Origin of the sequence: Actinoplanes sp. NPDC026670 (assembly GCF_040638175.1) — a bacterium.
Lineage (GTDB): Bacteria > Actinomycetota > Actinomycetes > Mycobacteriales > Micromonosporaceae > Actinoplanes.
The window spans coordinates 1-23,921 of sequence record NZ_JBEZXU010000042.1 but is presented as its reverse complement, the minus strand read 5'-3'; the positions used below and the strand labels follow the sequence as shown (position 1 = coordinate 23,921).

The 23,921-nt window shown below is 70.1% G+C and carries 23 protein-coding genes; 8 read left to right on the top strand and 15 right to left on the bottom strand.

Annotation, left to right across the window (positions count from 1 at the left end; all coding sequences use genetic code 11):
- Positions 1–5: 5 nt before the first annotated feature.
- The 7 genes from AB0E94_RS33565 to AB0E94_RS33535 all read right to left on the bottom strand — a co-directional run bounded on the left by AB0E94_RS33565 (position 6) and on the right by AB0E94_RS33535 (position 7,607).
- Complete coding sequence (locus AB0E94_RS33565; protein WP_360334780.1) at positions 6–911, bottom strand: carbohydrate ABC transporter permease; 906 nt, start codon at positions 909–911, stop codon at positions 6–8.
- A gap of 24 nt (positions 912–935) precedes the next feature.
- Positions 936–1,841: a sugar ABC transporter permease gene (locus AB0E94_RS33560; RefSeq protein ID WP_360334777.1), complete on the bottom strand. Its 906-nt coding sequence runs from the start codon at positions 1,839–1,841 to the stop codon at positions 936–938.
- Between the two features lie 46 nt (positions 1,842–1,887).
- Positions 1,888–3,333, bottom strand: coding sequence for an N-acetylglucosamine/diacetylchitobiose ABC transporter substrate-binding protein (ngcE, locus tag AB0E94_RS33555; RefSeq protein WP_360334774.1), 1,446 nt, complete (start codon positions 3,331–3,333; stop codon positions 1,888–1,890).
- A 16-nt stretch (positions 3,334–3,349) separates the two neighbouring features.
- Positions 3,350–4,207 (bottom strand): carbohydrate ABC transporter permease, encoded by an 858-nt coding sequence (locus AB0E94_RS33550; protein WP_360334771.1) that lies wholly within the window; start codon positions 4,205–4,207, stop codon positions 3,350–3,352.
- Positions 4,207–5,181, bottom strand: coding sequence for a sugar ABC transporter permease (locus AB0E94_RS33545; RefSeq protein WP_360334768.1), 975 nt, complete (start codon positions 5,179–5,181; stop codon positions 4,207–4,209). Before AB0E94_RS33545 ends, AB0E94_RS33550 begins: the two co-directional genes overlap by 1 nt.
- Before the next feature lie 75 nt (positions 5,182–5,256).
- On the bottom strand, positions 5,257–6,567 hold the full coding sequence (locus AB0E94_RS33540; protein ID WP_360334764.1) for an extracellular solute-binding protein: 1,311 nt from the start codon (positions 6,565–6,567) through the stop codon (positions 5,257–5,259).
- A gap of 41 nt (positions 6,568–6,608) precedes the next feature.
- A complete protein-coding gene (locus AB0E94_RS33535) occupies positions 6,609–7,607 on the bottom strand; it encodes a MurR/RpiR family transcriptional regulator (protein WP_360334761.1) in 999 nt (332 codons plus the stop codon).
- A 471-nt stretch (positions 7,608–8,078) separates the two neighbouring features.
- Between AB0E94_RS33535 and AB0E94_RS33530 the strand changes: the two genes are divergently transcribed.
- Positions 8,079–8,681, top strand: coding sequence for a hypothetical protein (locus AB0E94_RS33530; protein ID WP_360334758.1), 603 nt, complete (start codon positions 8,079–8,081; stop codon positions 8,679–8,681).
- Here AB0E94_RS33530 and murD read toward each other — a convergent pair.
- Positions 8,609–9,961, bottom strand: coding sequence for a UDP-N-acetylmuramoyl-L-alanine--D-glutamate ligase (murD, locus tag AB0E94_RS33525; RefSeq protein WP_360334755.1), 1,353 nt, complete (start codon positions 9,959–9,961; stop codon positions 8,609–8,611). The genes AB0E94_RS33530 and murD overlap by 73 nt on opposite strands.
- An 88-nt stretch (positions 9,962–10,049) precedes the next feature.
- Here murD and AB0E94_RS33520 point away from each other — a divergent pair, with 88 nt between their 5' ends.
- Positions 10,050–11,339, top strand: coding sequence for a hypothetical protein (locus AB0E94_RS33520; RefSeq protein WP_360334918.1), 1,290 nt, complete (start codon positions 10,050–10,052; stop codon positions 11,337–11,339).
- Here AB0E94_RS33520 and AB0E94_RS33515 read toward each other — a convergent pair.
- Positions 11,306–11,758: a MarR family transcriptional regulator gene (locus tag AB0E94_RS33515; RefSeq protein ID WP_360334752.1), complete on the bottom strand. Its 453-nt coding sequence runs from the start codon at positions 11,756–11,758 to the stop codon at positions 11,306–11,308. The two genes, AB0E94_RS33520 and AB0E94_RS33515, sit on opposite strands and share 34 nt — an antisense overlap.
- 56 nt (positions 11,759–11,814) lie before the next feature.
- Between AB0E94_RS33515 and AB0E94_RS33510 the strand changes: the two genes are divergently transcribed.
- Positions 11,815–12,246: a signal peptidase I gene (locus AB0E94_RS33510; protein WP_360334749.1), complete on the top strand. Its 432-nt coding sequence runs from the start codon at positions 11,815–11,817 to the stop codon at positions 12,244–12,246.
- Between the two features lie 161 nt (positions 12,247–12,407).
- On the opposite strand, the gene AB0E94_RS33505 is transcribed toward AB0E94_RS33510, so the two are convergent.
- Positions 12,408–13,976, bottom strand: coding sequence for a flavohemoprotein (locus tag AB0E94_RS33505; protein WP_360334746.1), 1,569 nt, complete (start codon positions 13,974–13,976; stop codon positions 12,408–12,410).
- A 51-nt stretch (positions 13,977–14,027) separates the two neighbouring features.
- Here AB0E94_RS33505 and AB0E94_RS33500 point away from each other — a divergent pair, with 51 nt between their 5' ends.
- Entirely contained in the window at positions 14,028–14,828 is an 801-nt protein-coding gene (locus tag AB0E94_RS33500) for an RNA methyltransferase (protein WP_360334744.1), read from the top strand.
- On the opposite strand, the gene AB0E94_RS33495 is transcribed toward AB0E94_RS33500, so the two are convergent.
- From AB0E94_RS33495 to AB0E94_RS33485, 3 genes are all read right to left on the bottom strand, one after another.
- Positions 14,811–15,479 carry a hypothetical protein gene (locus AB0E94_RS33495; RefSeq protein ID WP_360334741.1) on the bottom strand — a complete coding sequence of 223 codons (669 nt, stop codon included), beginning with the start codon at positions 15,477–15,479 and terminating at the stop codon, positions 14,811–14,813. The genes AB0E94_RS33500 and AB0E94_RS33495 overlap by 18 nt on opposite strands.
- A 110-nt stretch (positions 15,480–15,589) precedes the next feature.
- Positions 15,590–16,636, bottom strand: coding sequence for an SPFH domain-containing protein (locus AB0E94_RS33490; RefSeq protein WP_360334738.1), 1,047 nt, complete (start codon positions 16,634–16,636; stop codon positions 15,590–15,592).
- Positions 16,637–16,646: 10 nt separating this feature from the next.
- On the bottom strand, positions 16,647–17,096 hold the full coding sequence (locus AB0E94_RS33485) for an NfeD family protein (protein ID WP_360334735.1): 450 nt from the start codon (positions 17,094–17,096) through the stop codon (positions 16,647–16,649).
- Positions 17,097–17,170: 74 nt separating this feature from the next.
- On the opposite strand from AB0E94_RS33485, the gene AB0E94_RS33480 reads away from it, so the two are divergent.
- A complete protein-coding gene (locus AB0E94_RS33480; RefSeq protein WP_360334731.1) occupies positions 17,171–18,475 on the top strand; it encodes a serine hydrolase domain-containing protein in 1,305 nt (434 codons plus the stop codon).
- Positions 18,476–18,943: 468 nt separating this feature from the next.
- On the opposite strand, the gene AB0E94_RS33475 is transcribed toward AB0E94_RS33480, so the two are convergent.
- On the bottom strand, positions 18,944–19,873 hold the full coding sequence (locus AB0E94_RS33475) for a DMT family transporter (protein ID WP_360334728.1): 930 nt from the start codon (positions 19,871–19,873) through the stop codon (positions 18,944–18,946).
- 143 nt (positions 19,874–20,016) lie between these two features.
- Between AB0E94_RS33475 and AB0E94_RS33470 the strand changes: the two genes are divergently transcribed.
- Positions 20,017–21,387 carry a PLP-dependent aminotransferase family protein gene (locus tag AB0E94_RS33470; protein WP_360334725.1) on the top strand — a complete coding sequence of 457 codons (1,371 nt, stop codon included), beginning with the start codon at positions 20,017–20,019 and terminating at the stop codon, positions 21,385–21,387.
- Here the strand turns inward: AB0E94_RS33470 and AB0E94_RS33465 are convergent.
- Complete coding sequence (locus tag AB0E94_RS33465) at positions 21,338–22,144, bottom strand: DUF3097 domain-containing protein (protein ID WP_360334722.1); 807 nt, start codon at positions 22,142–22,144, stop codon at positions 21,338–21,340. The two genes, AB0E94_RS33470 and AB0E94_RS33465, sit on opposite strands and share 50 nt — an antisense overlap.
- Positions 22,145–22,233: 89 nt before the next feature.
- On the opposite strand from AB0E94_RS33465, the gene AB0E94_RS33460 reads away from it, so the two are divergent.
- Positions 22,234–23,016 (top strand): hypothetical protein, encoded by a 783-nt coding sequence (locus tag AB0E94_RS33460; protein ID WP_360334719.1) that lies wholly within the window; start codon positions 22,234–22,236, stop codon positions 23,014–23,016.
- Between the two features lie 5 nt (positions 23,017–23,021).
- Positions 23,022–23,516, top strand: coding sequence for an NUDIX domain-containing protein (locus AB0E94_RS33455; RefSeq protein WP_360334916.1), 495 nt, complete (start codon positions 23,022–23,024; stop codon positions 23,514–23,516).
- Positions 23,517–23,921: the final 405 nt, after the last annotated feature.

Genomic DNA, 23,921 nt, shown 5'->3' with positions numbered 1-23,921 from the left:
ACCGGTTATTTGACCGCCCCAGAGGTCAGACCCGCCTGGATCTGCCGCTGGAAGATCGCGTAGACGACGATCATCGGCAGGATGGAGAGCGTGAGCGCGGCGAACAGCTGGCCCCATTCGGCCTGGTAACCGGCCGACACGCTGATGTTCGCGATGCCCTGGGTGAGCACGTACTTGGACTCGCTCTGCATCACCACGACCGGCAGCAGGTACTGGTTCCACTGGCCGACGATGTTGAAGATCGCGATGCTGACCAGGCCGGATTTCGCCATCGGCATCATCACCTGGAAGAACCGGCGCATGTGCCCGGCGCCGTCCACGGTCGCCGCCTCCTCGATCTCGTGCGGCAGCGTCCGGAAGAACGCCTCCAGGAAGAAGACCGTGAAGGACAGCGAGTAGGCGATGTAGATCAGGATCAGGCCGACGTACGAGTCCAGCAGGCCCATCGACTGGGCGATGCCGAACAGCGGCGCCAGGGCCATGAAGGTCGGGAAGGCCAGCCCGGACACGAACAGGTAGTAGATGAACCGGTTGCCGGCGAACCGGTAGCGGGCCAGCACATAGGCGGCCATCGACCCGAGCAGCATGGTGCCGGCCGTGCTGATCAGCACGACGAAGACGCTGTTCAGGAAGTACTGGCCGATGTGCGCCTCGCTCCAGGCGTCACCAAAGTTGTTGAGCGCCCAGCTCTGCGGCAGCCCGAACGGCTCGTCGAGGAAGATCTCCTCGTTGCTCTTGAACGAGGCCAGGAAGACCCAGATCAGCGGCCCGACGGTGACCAGCGCCCAGAGGAACAGGGCCAGGTGCGCCACGCCGCCGAGCGGGTTGACCCGCCGGCCTTCACCGGGGGCGCCTGTCGCGCTCCGGGTCTCCGCGACCGGGGCCGCGTCCGAGAGGGTGGTGGTTTTCATGATCGTTTCTCTCCTCTCGGCCGATCAGGCCTGGACGTTGTCGCGGCGGGTGACCCGCAGGGTCAGCCAGGCGAAGCTCAGGGCCAGGAAGAACAACACGACGCCGATCGCCGAGGCGTAACCGGCCTGGGAGTACTTGAAGGCGTTGAGGTAGATCTGCATGCTCAGCACCTGGGTCGAGTTGTTCGGGCCACCCTGGTTCACCGTCATGATGTTGACCAGCGCGAAGGCGTCGAAGGCCGCGATACCGAGGTAGATCCAGGCGACCTGGATGTTGCCCCAGAGCAGGGGCATCGTGATCTTGAAGAACAGGGTGATCCGGGTGGCGCCGTCCAGGGCGGCCGCCTCGTAGATCTCCTGCCCGATCGAGCCCATGCCGGCCGAGAAGAGCACCACGTAGAAGCCGACCGCCTGCCAGATCAGCACGATCAGGATGCAGGTCAGCGCCCAGTTCTCGTCGGCAAGGAACAGCCAGGGCTCCCACGAGTCCGGGAGCAGGCCGTTGATCATGCCGCTCTTGTCCGGGCCGTAGACCCGCTGGAAGATCACCGCGACCAGGGCCAGGGCCAGCAGCTGCGGGAAGAAGAAGACCACCCGGTAGACCTTGGAGCCCCAGACGCCCTGGGTCATTCCGCCCTTCGACCCGCCGCCCACGTTGAGCAGGAAGGCGAACACCAGCGCGATCACGATCGTGACGATCGGCAGCAGGAGCAGCAGATAGCCGTTGTGCCGCAGCGCGGTCCAGACGACCTCGTCGTTCCACAGCTTCACGAAGTTGTCGAAGCCGACGTTCTTGAACGTTCCGTAGCCGGACCAGTCGGTCAGCGACAGCTGGAACATCTGTAGATAGGCACCCACCACGAAGATGGCGTAGAGCGCCACCGGCACGGCAAGGAAACCGATGATGAAGGGATACTTGCCGTGCCGCATGGCGCTCGACCGTCCTACTGCTCGGGGTGCGGGGTTACCGGGCCGCTCAGGCGCGGGTGTTCTTGGAGATCGAGGAGTCCTTGGCCACGTCCTGGGCCACCTTCTCCATCGTGTCGCAGAACTTCTGCGCGTCGCCGCCGTTGAACATCAGGGCATTGACGGCCTCGAGCGAGGCGTCGTTCATCTTCTTGTACCAGGTGTCCCAGAGGTAACCCATGAAGATGTCCTTGCCGGCCTTGGTCAGCATGTCGTTACCGCTGGTCAGGCCGGGCGAGATGGTCTGGCCGTCGGCGGCGCCGGCGACCACGGTGAGCGACTTGGTGAGCTTGGTGAACTCCAGCGCGGCAGCCTTGGAGAGCATGACGCGCAGGTACTCCTTGCCGCCCTGGACGTTGCTGCCCTTGGTCGACGCGAAGTAGATCTCACCCGCGGCCGCGTTGATCGCGGTCGCCGGCAGCTGGTCCGAGGTGGTGACGCTCGGGTACGGCGCGACCGCGTACTCGAAGTTCGGCGTGATGCTGGCGGCCTGCTCGTTCTCCAGCCACGAGCCGCACGGGTAGAACGCGACCTTGTCCTGGTTCTGCTGGAGCTGGACCTCGGTGTGACGCAGGCCGAGGAAGCTCTTGTTCATGTACTTGACGCCGATCTGGCCCCACGCCTCGGCCGCCTGCTTGATGGCCGGCGCCGTCCAGGCTCCCGGCTTCAGGTTGTCGAGGTCCTTGAGGACCTGCTCGGTGCCGATCTTGGCGGCGCTGGTCATGATCGCGCGGACCATGTAGTACGAGGCGTTGGCGCCCGCGTAGGCGAACGGGGTGATGCCGGCCGCCTTGATCTTGTCGCACAGGGCGGTGAAGTCGGCCCACGTGGTCGGCACGGTCCAGCCGTTCTTGTCGAACAGCTTCTTGTTGTAGTACATGCCGAAGACGGTGAAGGAGTAGTTCACCGCGAACGGCTTGCGGCCACCCTCGACGTCGTAGGTGCCCTGCTCGATCGCGCCCGGGACCAGCGTCTCGGCGACGGTCTTGCCGGCGACGTCGAACGACGGCGCGGCGAAGAGGTCGGTCAGGTCGGCCGCCTGGCCGGCCTTGACGATGGCGCCGAAGTCCATCATGTCGGCGCCCGAGTTGTTGATCATGTCGGGGGCGGTGCCGGAGTTCAGCCGTGGCTTGATCGTGGTGGCGATCTGCTCGGTGGCCGAGTACTTGACCTCGGACTCCGGCCACTTCTTCTTGTACATCGGGGTGTCGACGTCGGTGGCGTACTTGGTGCCCAGACCACCGTCGAAGATCACGATCTCGACCGGGGCCTTGGTGTCGATGCCGAGCGGGTTGTCCGCCGACTTCGTACCGGTGGCCTGGTCGTTCTTCTCCTCCGAGCCGCCACCCACACAGGCGCTGAGCATGCCCACCGCCGGGGTCGCCGCCAGGCCGACCGCAGCGGCACGGCGCAGCAGGCTACGACGGTCCAGCTCGGATTTCGTTATGTCAGACATCGATATTCCTCTCGGGTCAACCCTTGACGGCGCCGGCCGTCAGACCGGTGGCGATGTTGCGCTGAATGATCAGGAAGAAGACCACCACGGGAATGGACGTGATGATCGCACCGGCCATGAGGGGACCCCAGGCGGTACCGCGTTCGGTCTGGTTGTAGAGCAGCCAGGCCATCAGGTTCTGTTTCTGCGGGTTGTTCAGCGTGTTGATGATGATGAATTCATTCCACGCCTGGATGAACCCGTAGACCGAGGTGGCGACCAGACCGGGGCCGGTGAGCGGCAGGATGATCCGCCAGAACACCTGGGCCCGGGTGCAGCCGTCGATCATCGCGGCCTCGTCCAGCTCCCGGGGGATGCCGGAGATGAAACCGCGGAGCGTCCACACCGTGTACGGCAGCAGCAGCACCAGGTACACGAGTGCGACACCGACCAGCGAGTTGGTCAGGTTGGCGCCCTGCAACATCAGGAAGAGCGGGATGAGCAGAGCGAGGAAGGGCACCAGCTGTACGGCCAGGATGACCAGGATGATCGCCTTGCGCCCGTAGAAGCTGAACCGGGCGATCGCGAGCGCCGCCAGGAACCCTACGACCAGGGCGGCGGCGACCGCCATAGCCGTGATGATCAAACCGTTGATCATGCTCGGGATGAAGAGTTCCTCACCGAGCGCCGACTTGAAGTTGTCCAGCGTGAACTCGTTCGGGAAGAACGTCGGCGTGAAGCTGCGGACCTCGGAGTCCGGCTTGAACGCCGTGTTCAGCACCCAGTACACCGGGAAGATCATGACCAGGCCGAAGACGATACCGGTGGAGTTCGCGAAGAACGTACCGATACGGCTACGCCCGACGGTGATGACGCCGTCGTCGTGCTTCGCCATCAGTCCACCTCCCCGATCTTGAACATCTGGCGGATGTAGAAGATCATCACGCCGAGCATCAGCAGCACGGTGATCACCGAGATCGCCGAGCCGTAGCTGTAGTTGGACCGCCCGAAGGCCTGCGTGTACGAGAACGTCGCCAGCGTCTGGTAGACCGGCTCCGGATGCCCGTCGCGCAGCGCCCAGTTCTGGGTGAAGAGGCCGAAGTTCCAGATCACCGACAGCGTGGTGACGATGGTGAGCAGCGGCTTCAGGATCGGCAGGGTGATGTTGCGCAGCGCCTGCCAGGCCGAGGCGCCGTCGACCGTGGCCGCCTCCAGCAGCTCCTTCGGCACCTGGGTGAGACCGGCGCTCAGCGAGATCGCCAGGAACGGGATGCCGGCCCACACCACCAGCGTGGTGATCACCGCCCAGCCCTCCCAGGGATTCACGAACCAGCTGTGCGTCGCGTAGTCGAAGCCCAGCTCGGTGAGCACGTAGTTGAGGACGCCGAAGTCGGAGTCGGTCAGCCAGCGGAACGACTGCGCGGCGACCAGCTGGGGCAGCGCCCAGACGAACATCATCGCGATCATCATGAAGAGCCGGACCTTGGCGTGCACCCGCCGCATCAGCAGCGCGATGCCGAGCCCGGCCAGAACCGAGAGGGTCACCGAGACGACCGTGAAGGCGGCGGTACGGCCCACGACGCCCCAGAAGACGCCGTCGGTCAGAGCCTTCGTGTACTGGTCGACACCCGCCCACGGCGGCGTCTTACCGGAGAACAGCTCCTTCAGCCGCATGTTCTGGAAGGACAGCACGATCATGCGGTAGAGCGGGTAGGCCAGCATCGCGATCAGGATCACGAGCGTGGGCAGGGAGAGCAGCCACGCCACCCGGGAGTCGCGCTGGCTTCGGTTGCGTACCCGGGCCACGTGCCGCGGCGGCGGTGCCTGCGGCGCCTCCGCCGGGTTCGGCCGGGAGTCGACGGCGTGCATCAAAGATCCTCTTCCACCGTGAGGAGGGGGGTGTGCCGCCCGCCCGGCAGAAGGACGGGCGGGCGGCACGGGTCATCAGGCCTCGTTGAGCGTCGTGGCGATCTGCTCGTCAGCCCACTTGGCGCCATCGGCGACCGACTTCTTGCCGGTCAGGATGTCGGTCAGCATGGTCTGCAGGATGGAGGCCTTCTCCACGTCGGCCCACTTGGGAGCGTTCGGCGGGAACCAGCTGCTCTTCGCGGCGAGCGCGGCCGGGGCGATCTTCGGGTTGTCGGTCGCGGCCTTGTCCAGCAGGCTCGTGGCGTTCGGCAGCGCACCGCCCTTGACCAGGCCCTCCATCGACTTGCTGTCGGTGAAGGCCTTGATCCACTGAGCGGCGAGCTCCTTGTTCTGGCTCTTGGCGGTCACGCCGAGGTTCGAGCCACCGAGGAAGGAGGGGACCTCCGGCAGCGGCGCGGCGGCCAGCTTGCCCTTGACCTTGGTCGGGACCAGCGGGGACGTCGGGTCGTTCGGGTCCTTGCGGACCTCCTCGGCCACACCCTGCTCCCAGGCGTTGCCGTAGAAGATGCCGCCGGAACCCTGGGAGAAGATGCCGGCCTGCTCGTTCTCGTTCTTGGTGACGTCAGCCTTGGAGTACTTCTTGGTCAGGTCGACCCACTTCTGCAGGCCCTCCAGCGACGCCGGGGTGGAGAGCTGGCCGACCCACTTGTCGCCCTCCTGCTTCGCGATCTCGCCACCGGTCGACTTGACCCAGGACATCGCGGCGTACCAGTACTGGCCCGGCATGTAGAAGGCGCTGAACTTGTTGTCCGCGGCGTTGCCGGCCTGCAGCTTGTCCGCGGCCGACAGCAGGTCGGCGTAGGTCTTCGGGGCGTCGGTGATGCCGGCCTTCTGGAAGAGGTCGGTGCGGTAGATCATCACGCGGGCGCCGGCGTAGTAGGGCACGCAGTAGACCTTGCCCTCGGACTCGCAGGCGCCGGAGAGGCCGGAGAGCCAGGTGCCGGAGTTCTCGAAGTCGTTCTTGTTCAGCTCGGCGAAGCCCTCGGAGAAGACGTACTTGGAGAACTCGGTGTTGCCGAGCTCCACCACGTCCGGCACGTCCGAGCCGGCCAGGGTGGCGTCCAGCTTGGTGAGGTGGTTGGCCCACTGCTGGTACTCGACGGTGACCTGCGCGCCGGTGGCGTCGGTGAACCGCTTGGAGGCGTCGTCGACGACAGCCTTCCAGGAGGTCTCGGCGTCGACCATGAGCCAGACCTTGATGGTCTTGCCCTTGCCGTCGACCTGGCCGGTGGCCGAGGTCGCGCCCTCGTCGCTGGTGCCGCCGCAGGCTGCGGTTCCGAAGAGCGACGCGGCGAGCGCCGCGGCGACCGCGATCTTGCGCTTCACTTTTCCTCCCGAAGGGATTTCATTCTTTGAAAAGGGGTTCATCAGCTGTCCTTCGCGGCCTTGTGCCCGTGCACCGCTTGCGCGGTGCGCTGGAACGCGGCGTGCGAACGTTCGTGGGTTCGTTGCGCGACGGCGACGTACAGCAGGTCGAGAACGACCAGCTGCGGGTGCCGGGCGCTGAGCGCGTCCGGCCGGAAGGTCGTCGCCTGGGTTGCGGTGAGAAGGACGATGTCCGCCAACTCGGCCAGCGGGGATCGGGGGAAGCTGGTGAGCGCGATCGTGGTGGCGCCCCGGCTGTTCGCTTCCGCGAGCAGCTCGATCGTCTCGCCGGTCTCGCCACTGTGCGAGATGCCGAGCGCGACGTCGCCGGGCCGCGACAGCGCGGCGCTGGCCAGACCGTTGTGCACGTCGGTCCAGGCCCACACCGGGATGCCGATGCGATGCAGACTGAACTGCATCTCCTCGCCGACCAGCGCGCTTCCGCTGGCGCCGAAGATGTTCACGCGTTGCGCGGCGGCGATCGCCACCGCGGCCCGCTCCACCTCGCCCAGGTCCAGCAGCGTGGCGGTGTCGTGCATGGCCCGCGTGTCGGCCGCCATGATCTGGCCGAGGACCCGCTCCAGCGGATCGTTCGGCTGGATCTCGCGGCCGATGTCCACGGTCCAGCCGGCCGAGCGGGCCCGGCCGGTCTCCGCCGCGATGCCGAGGCGGAGGTCCGCGTAGCCGTCGAAGCCGACCGCCCGGCAGAACCGGGTGATCGTGGCCGGCGAGGTTCCGCTGCGCTCGGCCAGTTCGACGATGGTGGCCCGGGAGGCCGCGGCCGGATCGGCGAGCACCTGCTCGGCGACCCGTTGCAGCGCCCCGGTGAAGTCCGGCAGCAGCGTCCTGACCCGAGCGAGCACACCGTCGACCGGTGCACGGTTCACGCCGTTCGTGGTGATTCGCTCGCTCCCGTGGTCACTCCCGATCCGGGCGGCGCCGCGAACCAGCGAGTCGGCGACCGCGGTACTCGCGGTGCCGTCCATCTCCGGCTCAGCCATCGGTCACCCTTTCAGGAAGGACTGTTTACTGTCGCGGTAAAAGTTCTTACTAAGAGGCCCCCACTGTCAAGACTGTGAAGGAAGTTTTCAAAACCGTTACCAGCCAGGCCGAATGACCGGATGTTTCGGCGCAGGCGGATGACAGCCATCGATCCACAAATGGCCGTTACGACGTGACCGCCATCACATGTCCGATTTACGGCCGTTTTCGACCCATCCGTTGGTTGAGCGCGAGATGGCCATTCGGCCAACGCGAGGTAGGCCATTCAGCCGATCTCCATGACGCGGCGAAACCTCGTCGTCACGCACGAAACAAGATCAAAAAAATTTCCGGTACGGGCTACGCGCTGCTCAGCCCACGAAAGAGGCGATCCGGCTCATCCGAATGGCCGGAATTCTGCCCTTTGGTCAGTGCTTGCGGAGGGCCGTGAAAGCATCGAATGATCGCTTCACAAATCAGGAGAAAAGGGCATGCGACTGCTTCCCGTATTCATCGGCGCGATCGTCGCCGGTAGCGTCCTCGCCCCGGCCGCGGCCCACGCGGCGATCCGGTTCGACCCGGCCACCAACACCGGGTTCATCGACGGCGAGGACGTCCGCAAGGCGTTCGGCTGGAACACGGCCGACCTGGCCCGCAACGCGCCCGAGGTCAGGTTCACCTACCACGTCGGCAAGACCGCGACCTATGCCGTGACCTGCGAGAAGGGCATCCACGTGGAAGCCGGCCACAACCCCGGCAGCACCAGCACCGGCCTGACCGCCGTGGTCACCCGAACTCGCGCCACCAGCACCGTCGCCGGTTTCCGGATCACCGGCGCCAGCAGCGGCATTTCCAGCATCGACGTGGCCCCGGAGCCCGGCCTGCCCTGCCCCGACGAGAGAGGCGGCGACATCCGTTCAGCGAAGTACCTGAACACCACCGTGACCACCGGCCTGTCCGCCGAGTTCGGCTCCATCCAGGCCTACTTCCCCCACCCGAACGTGGTGACCTGCGGGGCGGGTTACTCGGCGGTTTCGCGGACGGCCTGGGCGAAGACCTCGGAGCGGTGTTCGAAGTTGCGGAAACGGCCGTAGCTCGGGGCGGCCGGGGACAGCAGCACCACGCCGCCGGCCGGGGTGACCTTGCGGGCCAGGCGGACCGCGTCGACCAGGTCCTCGGCCGGTTCGGTGCGGACCCGCGGGAGCCGGGCCAGCGCCTCCAGGATCCGCGGGCCGCTGTCCGGCAGGCCGATCACGGTGAGTTCCCGATCGGCGAGGAACTCGCGTAACGGTGAGTAGTCGAGGCCGCGATCGGTGCCGCCGACCAGTACGGTGAGTGGCCGGTTCTCGTACGCCTCGATGGCGTGCATCGCCGCGTAGGGGCTGGTCGACAGCGTGTCGTCGACGAACGTCAGCCCGGACGGGTCCTCGATCTCGGCGAGCCGGTGCGGCAGCCCCGCGAAGTCGCGCACGGCCGCCTCCAGGACCGCCCGCTCCCCCGGCACGTCGACGCCCATGCCGTCCAGCACGGCCAGCGCCACACACAGGTTGCCCTCGTTGTGCCGGCCCTTCAGGCGCAGCGCGGCCCGCTCGAACAGCGCCTCGTCACCGCACCAGACCCGCCCGTCCTCGACCCGGAACCGGGAGTCGGCAGCGGCCGCGGCGACCGGCGGGAAGTGGTTCGCGTCGAGGACCCCGCGGATCTCGTCGCGCAGCCGCCGGTCCGTCCCGTTCACCACGATCAGCTCAGGTCCGTACCCGAGAAGGTTTAGTTTGTCCCGGTAATATTCGCGCTCGCCGCCGTGCGCGTCGAGATGCTCGGGGAACAGCGACGTGACCACCGCCACCCGGGGCGAATCGGTCAGGTCGGCGCACTGATAGCTGGACAGCTCGAGCACGTAGAGCTCGGCCTCGGGCATGTCGAGCAGCGGGACGCCGATGTTGCCGCCGTAGGCGTTCGGCCGCCCGACCGCGGTCAGCAGGTGGCTGATCAGGCTGGACGTGGTGCTCTTGCCCTTGCTGCCGGTCACCCCGACGGTCGTCGCGGCGTGCTCGGCCATCCACAGCGCGCTGCCGCCGGTCACCGGGATCCCGCGCTCGCGGAGCTTGATCATGTACGGGTGGGTGGACGGCACGCCGGGCGAGCGGACCACCACGTCCGCGCTGGCCAGAGCCGCGAAGGCATGCTCGCCACCGGCCAGTGGGGCCAGCTCGGACAGCTCCCCGGTCCACTCGACGGACAGGTAGTTGGCGCTGTCGTCGACCGCGATCAGGCGGGACGGCTCGTGGCGGGCGATCGCGATCACCGCGGCCCGGCCCTCCCGGCCGGTCCCCCACACCGCCACCGATCGGCCCCGCAGGTCTGCCAGGCGCACGTCAGTCTCCTCGGGTCGCGCCGTCCTCGGACGCACTAATATTGCCCCTCGACCTTCACGACAGGAGTTCCGGGTGCAGTTCGACGTCATGCGCTTCCCCTCGTACGCGTTCGATCCGGCGACAGGGGTGGCGACGTTCGACTACCTGCTGGACGGGCCGTCGCCGCTGCGGTTCACCGAGACGATCACCCTTCCGGTCCCCGCCGACCCGGCCGTGCCGGAGGCGCTGACCAGGGTGCTCGACCTGCTGCACGTGGTGGCCGGGGTGAGCTACTTCAAGGTCGGCGCGCCGGCCCGGGTGGTCGCGCCGAAACCGGTGCCGGCCGAGGCGGCCGCCTTCTTCACCGCGGTCTACACCAAGGGCATGGCGGAGTACGCGTACCGCAACCAGCTGCCGCACGTGCTGGAGCTGACCGTCGAGACGCCGGGGGTGCTGCCCGCCGCCACGCCGTCCGACGCGCCCACCGGCCGGCCGCTCTCCGCCGTCGGCGGCGGCAAGGACTCGATCGTCACGCTGGAGATCCTGCGGGCCGCCGGGCTCGACCCGGTGCCGTTCTCGGTCAACCCGAACCCGGTGATCGAGAACGTGAACGCCGCCTCCGGCCTGCCCGCGCTGGCCGCCCGCCGCCGACTCGACCCGCGGCTCTTCGAGCTGAACAAGGCCGGCGCGCTGAACGGGCACATCCCGGTCACCGCGATCAACTCGCTGATCGCGATCGCCACCGCGGTCTGGCACGGGCTCGGGCCGGTGGTGATGTCGAACGAGCGGTCCGCCTCCGACCCCAACCTGATCTGGAACGGTCACGAGGTCAACCACCAGTGGTCCAAGGGAGTCGAGGCGGAGGGGCTGCTCCGGGATGCCGTGGCGGCCTGCGCGGGACTCGCCGACCCGTACTTCTCGCTGCTCCGGCCGCTCTCCGAGCTGCACATCGCGCAGCTGTTCGCCGGTCACACTGCGTACGATGACGTCGTCACCAGCTGTAACAAGGCGTTCAAGCTGCACGACCCGACGGCCCGCTGGTGTGGTGACTGTCCGAAGTGCCGGTTCGTGTTCCTGGCGATGGCGCCGCACATGTCCCGGGAGCGGCTGGCGCACATCTTCGGGCACGACCTGTTCGCCGACCCGGCTCAGACGCCCGGGTTCCTGGAGCTGCTCGGGGTCGACGCGCACAAGCCGTTCGAGTGCGTCGGCGAGGCCGAGGAGTGCCTGGTCGCCCTCGCGCTGCTGACCGACGACGCGCCGGTGCTGGTCGCGCTGCGGGCCGCCGTCCCCGACTCGGCGTGGGCCGACGCCTCCCACTCGAACGTCTTCACGCCCGGCGGGCCCAACCACATCCCGGCCGCCTACCGCAAGCTGCTGGACGCGGCGGCCACCTGACCCAACAGGCCCTTGAAGGATGCGTACGCCGCCTCGCCCACCGTGGCGGCGACGCGTTCCTCGATGCCGGCCACGATCGCGTCGGAGCACTCCATCTGATCCAGGCCGCGGGCGGTCGGCACGATCAGTTTGGCGCGGCGGTCGCTGGGGTCGGGGCGGCGTTCCACGTACCCCAGGGTCTCCAGCTCGTCGATGAGTTTCCCGACGACCTGCTTGTGCTGGCCGGATTGCCGGGCCAGATCGGTGGCCCGGCTGCCCTCGGCGTCGAGGTACGCCAGGACCGCCCCGTGCTGCGGCCGGAGGCCCGCGTGGCCCTGCTCGGCCAGCGTGGCGAACAGCTCACCCTGCACCGCGAAGAGGAGCCGGCTGGCGAGCACCCCGAGGTCCGGGTCCTGCTGTTTCCGTTCACTGCGCCGCATTCGCGAGATGGTAACAGTCAACATAGGTGACTATATGGTCATGGAGAGGAACCGGCATGGGTGACGAGATCTATGTGGGGAACGCTGATCCCGACGCGCTGGCCGACCGGGGCTGGCTGCTGGGGCACTTCAAGCCGGCGGGCGACCCGCGGCACAGCACCGACGTCGAGATCAAGTGGGGGCGGCACCCGAAGGGCGACCGGCGTGCCGAATGGGTCCGCGGTGAGGACCGGACCGCGCTGCTCGTGCTGATCAGCGGCTGTTTCCACATGGAGTTCCCGGAGCGCACCGTGGTTCTCGACAAGCAGGGCGACTACGTGGTCTGGCAGCGCGGAGTCGACCATTCCTGGTTCGCCGCCGAGGAGTCCGTGGTCCTGACCGTGCGCTGGCCGTCGATCCCCGGCTACGCCGTCCGCCAGGAACCCCACCCACCCAACACCCATCAGCCGTCGCCCAGCACGGTAAAGCCGCCCGCATTCCCGCGCTGAACGACGGCTCGCGGTCGGGGCGGTGAGGGACGGATTCGGCCCGGCGGGCGCGTTTCGGCCGGGAGGGTACGGCCTCGTCGCGTGGCGCCGGCGGGACCGGGTGATGCGGTCGGGGCGGTTGTGGGGCGTACCGCAGCGGGGTTGGGAAAGACCGTGAGGGGTCACTCCGGCGGATCGTGGTGGATTCGGGTGGGGGGAACGCCCAGCTGCTGGAGGGCGGCGCTCGTGCCGGCGATCATGAGCGGCGGGCCGGCCAGGTAGATCTCGTGGCGGGACCACTCGCCGTAGGCGGCTACCGCGTCGGTGACCAGGCCCGACGGGTACGGGCCGGGGTCGCCCTCGGCGACGATCGGGATGACCGTGGCGCGCGGGCACTCGGCGGCGAGAGCGGTGAGCGCCTCGATGTCGTAGAGCTCGGTCAGGTCGCGGACGCCCCAGAACAGCACCGCCTGGCGGGTGTCGGCGGTGGCGGCGAGTTCGGCGAGCATCGCCTTCATCGGGGCCACCCCGGTGTCGCCGGCGATCATCAGGATGCCGCGGCCGGGTTCGGCGGGCAGAGCCATCTCGCCCTCGGCGCGGGTGACGCGGATCCGGTCGCCGGGGCGGGTGCGGTGGACCAGGGTGCCGCTGACGCCCGTCTCGGTCTTGGCGCGGACGTGCAGCTCGATGACGTCGTCCCGGTGCGGGGCGCCGGCCAGCGAGTACGGCCGCCAGATGCCGGGCACGCCGGGGACCTCGAAGCGGGCGTACTGGCCGGGCCGGTACGGCATCGGCAGGAACGGGCGCAGCCGGACCACCGCCAGGTCGTCGCGGCGCAGGTCGTGCTCGACGACCTCGGTGTCCCAGACGGTCGGCTGGTAGGCGGTGAGCGTCCCCCCGTGCACGATCCACTCGTAGGTGTGCTGCCACGTCCAGCGCCACGCGTGATCGAAGTCCTGCCGCCAGGCGCCGGGGGCCATGCCGGTGCGCATCGACTCGGCGAGGGCCGCGCCGACCAGGTGCAGCTGGTTCCACTGGATGCCGCACTCGGCGAGCGCGGCGCCGACCGCGGAACAGCCGGTGACCAGGGCCGGCGGATCGTCCATGGTGTGGATCAGCCAGGTGATCGCCCGGGCGAGCTGGGCGCGCTGGCCGTCCGGCGCGCCGGGCAGCGAGTCGAGCAGGGCCGGCTGGGCCTGCTGGAGGGCGTGCCACAGGCGGCCGGCGACCTCGTCGGGGCCGCCGGCGAAGGTGAGGCTGGTGCTGAGCAGGCGCTGGGTGTCGCGCAGGGCGGCGTCGTCGGCCGGGTCCATCCCGTCGCGGCCGGGGCCGGAACCGGCGCCGGGCAGGGTGCGGCCGGGGAAGCGGCGCGGGATCGACGGATAGTTCTGCGCGGACGGGAACTCGGTGCCGGGCGGGCCGATCGGCCGGGCCCCGGCGAGCGGCGGGATGTGCGGCACCGGCGTCGCGGGGCCGGACGGGTTGACCCCGCCGACCGGGGGAATGGCCCTCATGCGGGCACGCCCCGTAGAGCCACCCGGGTCGCCCCAGAGCAGACCGGCACCGGCGGGGCGGGGTTTCTCCGGCTCAGGGTCCTCTTTCTCCTTCTTCTTCGCGGCGATCTCGGAGAGCGCGGCGGCGGCGTCGGACGCACCGGCGGCGGCAGCGTCCGGAGCGTTCTGGCGCAGCCGGATGGCGCGCAGCAGCGACAGCAGATGCGGATCTGACCCCGGACCCGAACCAGACGACACAACCGAACCCTACCCGCAGGCCCCACCGGGCACGCCGCGAATAATGCCGTTGTGCCAGCACTGACCATCACCGACCCGGACGATCCGCGGATCGGCGACTACCGCGCCCTCACCGACGTCGAACTGCGGACCCGCTGGGAGCCGCCGAACGGCCTGTTCATCGCCGAGGGTGAGCTGGTGATCGGGCGGGCGTTGCGGGCCGGGTACCGGATGCGGTCGGCGCTCGTCGACGAGAAACGCGTGGACCAGCTGACCGGGCTGCCGGAGGGCGCGCCGCTCTACACCGCGCCGCCCGGGGTTCTGGAGTCGATCACCGGGTTCCACGTGCACCGGGGGATCCTGGCGTCGTTCCACCGGCGGCCGTTGCCGGAGATGACGGATCTGCTGGCGAGAGCGCGCAGCATCGCGGTGCTGGAGGGGCTGAACACGCACACCAACCTGGGCGCGCTGTTCCGGAGCGCGGCCGCTCTCGGCATCGACGCCGTGGTGCTGTCGCCGAACTGCGCGGATCCGCTGTACCGGCGGGCGGTCCGGGTCAGCATGGGTGAGGTGTTCGCCATTCCGTACGCGAAGTCCGAGGACTGGCCGGCCACCCTGGAGGCGATCCGGGCGGCCGGGTTCACGCTGCTGGCGATGACGCCCGCCCCGGACGCGGTGTCGCTGCGCGCGCTCACCCCGGCCCAGCGGAAGCGTCCGGCCCTGCTGCTCGGCGCGGAGGGCCCGGGGCTGACCCGGAGCGCGCTGGAAGCCTCGGACGTGCGGGTGGTCATCCCGATGCACAACAACGTCGACTCGCTGAACGTGGCGACCGCCGCCGCGGTCGCGTTTTACGAACTAGGAGCGCGGGACTAGCCGGCCGCCGGTCCAGGCCAGGCCCATCCCGGCGGCGAGCAGCAGCAACGCGCCCACGGTCGGGACCGGCTGGGCCATCGTGGTGCCGGCGCCCATCGCCAGGGCGGCCAGCATCAGCAGCACCCCGTCGGCCGGGTTGACCAGCTTCGACCGGAAGACCGCCCAGCCGAGCAGCAGCAGCCCCGCCGCCGAGATGACCACGGCCGCGGTGAGCAGGTCGGGAACCCGGCCGGCGGCCACCGGAGCGCTCTCCTCGACGGCGCCCTCGGGCAGGCCGGCCAGCGGAACCAGCATGGTGCCGCCGGCCAGCGAGACGAGCAGGCCGGCCAGCGCGCACCGCCTGGTCCGGGAACCGGCGAGCAGACCGGCCAGCGCGATCACGGCGATCACCGCGAGCCAGCCGGCGAGCAGCCCGACCACGAGCGGGCCGGGCTGGCTCTGCACGCCGAGGGTGAGCCAGCCGTAGAGGACCGCGGCGGCCGGCAGCGCCCACAGGGCGAGCCTGGCGTACCGCCGGACCGACCAGATCCAGATCGCGTCCCGGACCGGCAGCGGATGCCCGTCCGACTCGGCCGGGGTCGGTGCGCCGACCCAGGCTGGGGCGACCCGCAGGGGCCGCCCGCTCGCCGTCTGACGATGGCTGATGCTCATGGCTCCGCCTCAGTAGCAGGGGCAACAAGCCGAGCGGCCGGGGGCACCGGTCGGAATCCTGCTGCGAGCATGCCAAACGACGCGCCTGGATTGCGGCCGATCTCACATATTCAGCGTTTCTCGATGTGCTCCGCTCCGTCGTAGTCGGCGCCGCCCAGAGCCGCGGTCGGCGGAACCGGAGCAGTCAGGACCTCGGTGGCCGGCTCGTCGTCGAGTGCCCGCGTCTCCACCTCGGTGGAAGGCGCAACGGGCTCCGCCTCGCGTGGCAGGTCGCCGGCCATGTTGGCCAGGCCGCCGAGCGCGCCACCGAGACCCTCGAGGGCCTTGGTCAGCTCGGTCGGCAGGATCCACACCTTGTTGGCGGTGCCGTTGGCGATCTGCGGCAGCGACTGGAGGTACTGGTACGCCAGCACCTTCTGCGACGGGTTGGCCTGGTGGATGGCGTCGAAGACGGTCCGGATCGCCTTGGCCTGGCCCTCCGCCTGCAGGATCCGGGCCTGCCGGTCACCGTCGGCACGCAGCACGGCGGCCTGCTTCTCACCCTCGGCGGTGAGGATCTGCGCCTGCTTGTGCCCCTCCGCGTTCAGGATGGTGGCCCGGCGCTCCCGCTCGGCGCGCATCTGCTTCTCCATCGAGTCGCGGATGCTGGGCGGCGGCTCGATCGCCTTGATCTCCACCCGGGTGACCTTGATGCCCCAGCGGCCGGTGGTCTCGTCGAGCACGCTGGACAGGTGCTTGTTGATCTGGTCACGGCTGGTCAGGGCACGCTCCAGGTCGAGGGAGCCGATCACGTTACGCAGCGTGGTGACGGTGAGCTGCTCGATCGCCTGCAGGAAGTTGGAGATCTCGTAGGTGGCCCGCACCGGGTCGACGACCTTGAAGTAGAGCACCGTGTCGATCGAGACGACCAGGTTGTCCGAGGTGATCACCGGCTGCGGCGGGAACGAGACGACCTGCTCACGCATGTCGACCTTGGTCCGGACCGAGTCGATGAACGGCACCAGCAGATTGAGGCCGGGAGACAGGGTGCGCTGATATTTGCCGAGCCGCTCGACCACGTCCATCCGCTGCTGCGGAATGATGCGGACCGACTTGGCCAGGGTGATCACCGCGAACAGGACGATCGCGATGCCTAGAACCGCCAGAACCACTTCCATCACGTCGCTCCTAAATATTGGGCAGGTCGTCGTGCCACACCAGGAGAGTCGCGCCGTGCATCTCCACGACCCGGACACGGTCGCCCGGCGCGAAGGTCTCCTTGTCGTCGGCGGAGCGGGCCTGCCACAACTCCCCGTCGATCTTGATCATGCCGCGGTCGGCCGTCACCTCGTCGATCACGGTGCCCAGTGAGCCCGCGATCGCCTCGATGCCGAACGGCCGGTCCCCCGTCTCCACCGCCGGTTTCGCGTGCCGCAGGATGACCGGGCGCAGCGCCGCGACCGAGATGCCGGAGACCACCGCGAAGACGATCAACTGCACCAGCAGGCCCGCGCCGAGAGCCGCCGCACCGGCCGCGGCGAGAGCGCCGGCGGCGAAGAAGATGACGAGGAACGTGGTGGTGAAGGCCTCGGCGATCGCGAGACCAATGGCGAGGACGACCCATAACACGGCTTCCACTCCCCGATCGTGGCACGTCCGCGCACGCTCCGAACAGTTAGACCCATGAGTTCGTCAGGAGGAGAGGACACACCGTGACGTTGCTTCCGGAGACGTGCCGCCGCATCGATGAGATAGCCACCCGGGCGCAGTCCACCGGCCGGGTGCCGTCACTCGCGCTCGCCGTCGTCCGCGACCGTGTGGTGTTGCACTTCGCGGGCGCCGGGGAACAACCGCACCCGGACCCGAAGACCCAGTACCGGCTCGGCTCGATCACCAAGACGATCACCGCGACGATGGTGATGCAATTGCGCGACGAGGGGTTCTTCGCCCTCGACGACCTGCTCTACCGGCATCTGCCGGGCACCCCGATCGGCGGCGTCACCCTGCGCCAGCTGCTCGGGCACGTGTCCGGGCTCCAGCGCGAACCCGACGGCCCGTGGTGGGAACGCCACCCGGGCGGGGACGTGGACGCGCTGCTGGCCGAGCTGACCTACGAGAAGCTGGCCGGTGCGCCGTACCGTCGCTATCGCTATTCGAACCTCGCCTACGGCCTGCTCGGCGCCGTCCTGGAACGCGTCACCGGCGCCACCTGGAGCGAGCTCGCCGGCAAACGGGTCCTCGACCCGCTCGGCATGAAACGCACCAGCTACCACCCGATGGAGCCGTACGCCCGCGGTTACGTCGTGCACGCCCTCACCGGTGCCCTGCACGAGGAGCCGCGCCCGGACACCGGCGCGATGGCCCCGGCCGGGCAGCTGTGGTCGACGGTCACCGACATGGCCAAGTGGGCCGGGTTCCTGGCCGACCCGGCGCCCGCGGTCCTGGCCCGGGAGACCGTCGACGAGATGTGCGCGCCGGTGGTGATCAGCGACCTGGAGTCGTGGACCGCCGGGCACGGGCTCGGGCCGCAGCTGTTCCGGGTCGGCGAACGCGTCTACGTCGGGCACGGCGGTTCGATGCCCGGTTATCTCGCGCACGTCGCGGTGCATCGCGGCAGCCGGCTCGGCGCGGTCGTCTTCGCCAACGCCTACGGCCTCGACAACACCAGCATCCAGCAGGTCAGCCTGGACGCGCTGACCGCCGCCGTGGACAGCGAACCGGTTCCGGTCCCGGTCTGGCGCCCGGCCGCCGCGCCGCACGGTGAGGCCGCCGAGATCTGCGGCCGCTGGTGGTGGATGGGCCGCGAACACTCGATCACCCCGGACGGCGACACGCTGCTGATGTCCGGGCCGTTCGCCGAGACGCGCTACGCGCGGGAAGCCCCGGACCGCTGGCGCGGCCTCTCCGGACCCAACGAGGGCGAGGTCCTGCGCATCCTCCGCGATCCGGACGGCACGGCCGAACGCCTGGACATCGCGACCTTCCGCTTCAGCCGCGACCCCATGCATCTGGCCTGATCATTCGGTACGGCGTGGGCCGCTCTCGACCGCAACCACCCCTCCCGTGGTCACACCGCGACGTGGCTGCCCGCTCCCGGCCTCCAGAGCGCCCGCCGGGCTGATCCGCCGGTCACCGCAGACCGCCGGCCGTCGCCTACGGCGGTTATCCGCCTGCCATTCCCGCCGCCAGCGACGGCCGGCGGTCCCGGTCTCCGCCGCCAGACCGCGAGCCGTCGCCCACCGCGGTATTCGACCCGCCATTCCCGCCGCCAGCGACGGCCGGCGGTCCCGGTCTCCGCCGGCAGACCGCGAGCCGTCGCCCACCGCGGTTATCCGCCTGCCATTCCCGCCGTGAGCGACGGCCGGCGGTCCCGGTCTCCGCCGCCAGACCGCGAGCCGTCGCCCACCGCGGTTATCCGCACGCCATTCCCGCCGCCAGCGACGGCCGGCGGTCCCGGTCGCCGCCGCCAGACCGCGAGCCGTCGCTCACGGATGTTTTCGGGCCGGGATTCCAGGGGTCAGCGACGGCTGGCGGTCCTCGGGACGTGGGTGGGTGGCCGGGGTGCGGGTGGTCAGGCCCAGGGCCAGGCCGGCGGCGACCGTGGTGATGCCCAGCCAGACCGCCGGGGACGGGAGCGGGCCGCCCAGGGCCACTCCCGTCGCCGCGGCCGCGATCGGGGTCAGGCCGGTCAGCAGGCCCGCCCGGCCGGGGCCGAGACGGGCCACGCACGTGTACCAGAGCAGGAACGCCACGGCTGTCACCAGCACCGCCAGGTAGGCGCCGGCCAGCAGGTCGTCCAGCTGGATCCGGCTCAGCGCGGCCGGGCCCTCGACGGTCAGGGCCAGCACGGCGAACATCGCGGCGCCCAGCCACGTCGCGTGCACGGAGACACCGAGCGGACCGTGCCGGCCCAGCACCGGGACCGCCAGCAGGGTGAAGGCGGCCTCGCAACCGAACGTGACGGCCGCCCAGAACAGGCCTGTCGCATCGGTCCGGCCCAGGCCCTGCACCAGCATCGCGCCGATCGTCACCACCGTCGCGGCGGCCAGCACCCGGGCCGCCGGGCGGCGTCCTTCGAGGACCGGGCCGACGGCCGCGAGCAGGATCGGGACACACGCCACGGCCACGCCGATCACCGCTGGTTCGGCGTGCTCCGAGCCCTGGACCAGGGCCACGTTGAAGATCACCAGGCCGGTGACCGTGACACCGAGCAGCCACAGCCACTCCCGGCCGCGCGGCCGCCGCACCGGCGACCCACCGGCCCGGGCCCAGGCCAGCAGCAGGAGGCAGGCCACGGCATAGCGGAGCGCCTGGACGGTGTGCACCGGGGCGTCGGCCAGGTGACCGGAGACGGCGACGCTGCCGCCCACGAAGATCATGCCGGTGGCGCCGGCGAGGACCGGGAGAGCTTTCATACGTCGATGCTCGGACGGAGTATGGTCCGGTTCGAGGGCCAATTCGACGGCGATGAGGTGGACCAATTTCCGGATCGGACTTCCTCCAGCTCCGGGCCGAGGAGGCGCCGGCCAAAGGGCTGACCACGTGGCTGGCCGAGGGCTTGCGGGCGGCGGTCGCGGCCGGGCGGCTGGCCCCGGGTTCACGGCTGCCCGCCACCCGGCAGCTCGCCGCCGAGCTCGGCGTGTCCCGGGGCGTGGTGGTGCAGGCCTACCAGCGGGTCGTCGACGAAGGGCTGGCCGAGGCGCGGACCGGGTCGGGGACGGTGGTCACCGGGCGCGGGGTGCGGCGGGCGGCCCGGCCGGCCGGCGACCGGCGGCGGACCCTCGACGAGCTGCGGCTGCCCATCTCCACGCCGGACGGCGTCGACATCGACCTGTCGCCGGGCGTGCCGGACCTGTCGGCGTTCCCACGGGCGGCGTGGCTACGGGCGGAACGGGCCGTCCTCGACCGGGTGACCGCGGCCGACCTGCGGTACGGCGACCCCGGCGGCGCCCCACAGCTGCGCGCGGCTCTGGTCGGCTGGCTGGCGCGTACCCGCGGAGTGCGATGTGAAGCGGACGACGTCGTCGTCACCGCGGGTGTCGCGCAAGGGCTCGCCCTGCTCGCGCAGGTGTTGCGGGCCGACGGCCGGGACCTGCTCGCGGTCGAGGACCCGGGATCGCGGGGCGCCGTCGACCAGATGGTGTTCTGGGGGATGCGGCCGGCCGGCGTGCCTGTCGACGAGCACGGCATGCGGATCGCCGACCTGGCCGCCACCGGCGCGGAGGCGGCGCTGCTCACGCCGGCGCACCAGTTCCCGACCGGGGTGGTGCTGTCCCCGGAGCGGCGGCGGGAACTGCTGGCCTGGCCGGGGCTGGTCATCGAGGACGACTACGACGCCGAGCACAGGTACGACCGGGCGCCCGTCGCCGCGCTCCAGGGTTCCGCCCCGGAGCGGGTCGCCTACCTGGGCAGCGTGTCGAAGTCACTGGCCCCGGCGATGCGGACCGGCTGGCTGATCGCGCCCCGCCGGCTACAGGCCGGGCTGCTCGCCGCCAAGCACGCGTCCGATCTGGGCAATCCGGCTCTGCCGCAGCTCGTGCTGGCCGAACTGCTGTCCTCAGGTGACCACGACCGGCATCTGCGCGCCGTCCGTACCCGCCAGCGGTCCCGCCGGGACGCCCTGCTCGCCGGTCTGCGCGCGCATCTGCCGGAGGCCCGCATCGCCGGCGTCGCGGCCGGGCTGCACGTGCTGGTGCTGCTCCCCGGCCCGGCCGACGACACCGTCCTCGCCGAACGGGTCGCGGCCACCGGCGTACAGGTGCATCCGCTGTCCTGGCATCGGCGCCGTCCCGGACCGCCCGGCCTGGTGATCGGCTACGCCGCGCACCCGCCGGACCGCCTCGCCGAGGCCGCCGCCCGGATCGGCCGCGCCCTCACCCTCAGTCGTCCAGGACCGTCACGAAGTCGATCAGGCGCTCCATCGAGTTGATCAGCGGGGTCTCGACATCCTTGTAGGAGCTGACCGAGGCGAGGATGCGCCGCCACATGTCGGCCGGCTCCCGGACACCGGCCGCCTCGCAGACGCCCTCCTTCCACGGGCGGCCCGGCGGGATCACCGGCCAGGCCCGCAGGCCGACCCGTTCCGGCTTCACCGCCTGCCAGACGTCCACGTAGGGATGACCGGTGACCAGCACGTTCGGGTCGGTCACGGCGGCGACGATCCGGCTCTCCTTGGACCCGGAGACCAGATGATCCACCAGAACGCCCAGTCTGCGACGGCCACTCGGACGGAATTCCGCGACCGCCGAGGCAAGGTCGTCGATGCCGTCGAGCGGTTCCACGACGATCCCCTCGATCCGCAGGTCGTCGCCCCAGATCCGTTCGACCAGCGCCGCGTCGTGGATGCCCTCCACCCAGATCCGGCTGGCCTTCGCTACCTGCGCCCGCACGTTGTCGACGGCGATCGATCCGGACGCGGTCACCCGGCGCTGCTGCGGCTGCTGCCGTGGCGCGGGCCGGACCAGCGTGACCGTCTCGCCGTCGAGCAGGAACGCAGCAGGCGCGAGCGGGAAGTTACGGCGTTTCCCGAACCGGTCCTCCAGCACCACCGCGCCGAGCTCGAACCCGACGACAGCGCCGCAGAACCCGGAGTCGGCGTCCTCGACGACCAGATCCGGTTCGGCCTCCACCTCCGGTATCACCTTGCGGCGGCGCCAGTTGCCCGCCATCACATCCTCCCCATACATGCCCCGCACTGTATGCGCGATCACGGACACACCCTCGGTGACTCTCCGAGCCGAGACAACTGTCTGTGCCGCCACGTACCCTTGCTCGCATGTCACCCGCAGCCGATGCGGCCACCCGTACCGCACGCCGGTCCACCAGGTTCGTCACCTGGGTGCGCGCCTGGCGTGCCGGCCTCGTCCCGTTCGACGAGCTGGCCGACGAGATCGCCGCGGACGAGGAACACCTCGTCGCCGACGCCCCCGGCACCTGGACGGACGTTCCACTCAGTCAGGGGCTGCCGATCTTCGCGAAGCTGCGGCCCGACGAGATCCGCCTGGTGCTGCCGGTGCCCGGCGACCCGCGCGGCCTGCCCGGCCCCGGCGACCTGACCGGCGCGGCGCTGCTGGCCGGCGAGGCGGTGATGACGCCGACGTTCGGGGTGGTGCCCGAGGTGCGGCGGCACACGTCCGGTTCCGGTGTGGAGTTCGAGACCGTGCTGTGGCGGGTGCTGCCGGCCCCCGAGCACCGGCCGGTGTTCCAGATGGGTGCCGCCGAGGCCGAGGCACAGCTGACCGCCGCGCTCGGCGAGGCCACCGCGCGGCTCACCAAACTGGACGTCGCCCAGTGGAAACCGGAGCTCGCCGGGGCGTTGCAGGCGCTGCGCCGCCCGGAGAGCACGGAGACCCTGCCGCCGGGCTTCGACCCGCGTTCGCGCCGGTTGTTCGCCCGCGCCAGCGTCCTCGACCAGGTGCTCGCCCTCGCCGGGACGAACGCGCCGGGCGGCGCCGTCAACGGCTACGAGGCCCAGCAGCGCGACGAGGCGCTCCGCCCGCTCACCGCCGCGTGCCGCCAGGCGCTGGTCGCGGCCTGCAACTCCCCGCTGCACCCGTGACGCCCGTGCAGGACCGCTACGCGCACTGCACGTTCTGCGGCGCCCGGTTCCCGTCCGGTCAGCCCTGGCCGCGCCGGTGCGGGGCGTGCGGCGAGACCAGCTATCTCAACCCCAGCCCGGTCGCCGTCGCCGTCCAGCCGGTCGGTCACGGCCTGCTCGCGGTGCGGCGCGGCATCGCGCCGGCCCGCGGCCGACTCGCCCTGCCGGGCGGCTTCATCGACGTCGGGGAGACGTGGCAGGCCGCCACGGTTCGCGAGCTGTTCGAGGAGACCGGGGTCAAAGCAGACCCCTCGGGGGTACGCCTTTACGACACGATCAGTGCCCCGGACGGCACGATCCTGGTGTTCGGGTTGTTGCCGCCGTTGCCGAGCACAGGGCATCTGCCGCCCCCACCGGACGACGACGAGACGTTGAGCCGTGAGGTGCTGTACGGCCCGACCGAGCTGGGCTTCAGCATCCACACGATGATCGCCACCCGCTGGTTCACCGACAGCCGCTAGGCACCTTCCGGAATCAAGGGCTGGCCGGTTCGGCCTTCCCCGCCCCGCCACCGCGCGGCCAGCGACACCGCATGGCCACGTCCGCCTGCCCGCGATCTTGTTGACTTCGGGCACACCCGTGAGACTTCTTGACGGCCGCCTCAGCTTGAGAGGGACAGCCCTCAGACGGAGGACATCCCCTCGCCCGCGACGCCTCGCCACGGCTCGTCGTCCCGGCTCGTCGTCCCGGCTCGTGGCGCGCCGCTCGCCGCTCGCCGATCTTGCACGAATCTTCACCCTCGCGCCGATCTTGCAGCCCTTTCCACGTCCCGGGCGGAGTCAATACTTCGTTGCATCACTGTCGATGGATCTTGATGGGATGCTGTGATGGCGGCGCGGTTGAGTGTGGCGGAACGGGAAGAGATA